2 protein-coding genes are annotated in these 1,207 nt (G+C 44.1%); both read left to right on the top strand.

Annotation, left to right across the window (positions count from 1 at the left end; genetic code table 11):
* Positions 1–407: response regulator transcription factor (locus R8O70_RS25700; RefSeq protein ID WP_318184524.1), on the top strand; the 407-nt coding region annotated here is incomplete at its 5' end.
* 6 nt (positions 408–413) lie between these two features.
* A partial coding sequence (locus tag R8O70_RS25695) for a DUF2861 family protein (protein WP_318184523.1) occupies positions 414–1,207 on the top strand: 794 nt, incomplete at its 3' end.

The following is a 1,207-nucleotide window of genomic DNA, read 5'->3' as shown; positions in this document are numbered from 1 at the left end:
AGGTAGCTGGTTTAGACTCTGGTGCAAATGACTATCTTACAAAACCGTTTGCAGAAGCTGAATTGTTCGCGCGTATTCGTGCTCAATTGCGTGCGCCTGACTCTGCTGATCAAGCTAATGCAGATAAAGTGATGACGAAAGATCTGGAGATCGATCGCGCAACACGTGAAGTTATCTTCAAAGGTGATTTGATCACGTTAACTCGTACTGAGTTTGATTTGCTTCTGTTCTTGGCGTCAAACCTAGGCCGCGTTTTTACTCGTGATGAACTACTAGACCATGTATGGGGTTACAACCATTTCCCTACAACACGTACTGTAGATACTCACGTACTTCAACTTCGTCAGAAATTGCCAGGCCTTGAAATCGAAACGCTTCGTGGCGTAGGCTACAAGATGAAAGCATAATCGATAATGAAAACGCTACTCCCTGTAGTTCTCTCGTTAGCGTTAGTGAAACCAGTCCATGCGATGGACTGGTTTCAAACCAATACGCCACTGACACAAGCTCATCAACACCTGCTTGAAGATGACCTCGCAGGGATGTTCAACTCGTTGGTTGAGTTATGGCAAACAGAGCCAAGCAAAGATCTAACTCCTCATCTCAATGACTTACTCGGTCAATCTCTTTCGAAAAATTGTGGAAAATCACTGACAGGTGTTACCTTGCCTGATTGGATCAGTGGCGTAAACGTGATTCGTCAAACTATCCAAAGTCCGGGGCGCGACACTTTCCGTTTGGTGATCAAACTTAGAGCGACAACAGATATTGAAGACATATCGTTTCGTCGTTGGGTCGATGAGTCTATCTCTGGTGACAGCTCTTTCAGTTATGAAGAGCAAGCTGATGGGACAGAAATTGCAAACGAACGCAGTTTTCTCAAGCGATACAACCTTACAGGTAAACTGGAAGCCGGTTTGTATCACTTGTCCGTTGTATCTAAAGATAAACAAGTTTACCGAACTTGGGTGATACTCGGAGACTCAAACTCCTCCCAATATGTACGCTGGACATCAAAAGAGAACTGGAAAGTAGAAAAGAGTGCACTTCGCAATCCTCATTGCCCATTACCTCAATTAGAAGTCGGTCTGTACGACTATGTGGATGGCCAGTATGAGCAGATGTGGAAGAAAACCTACGAATCTAATTACCCAAACTCACTTGAATTAGCTGGTGTACCAAACGATAGATATGTTTTAGCGGTAAG

This window comes from Vibrio sp. 779(2023) (assembly GCF_033344285.1).
In the GTDB taxonomy this organism is placed as follows: domain Bacteria; phylum Pseudomonadota; class Gammaproteobacteria; order Enterobacterales; family Vibrionaceae; genus Vibrio; species Vibrio alginolyticus.
This window is presented reverse-complemented; position numbering and strand designations above follow the sequence as displayed.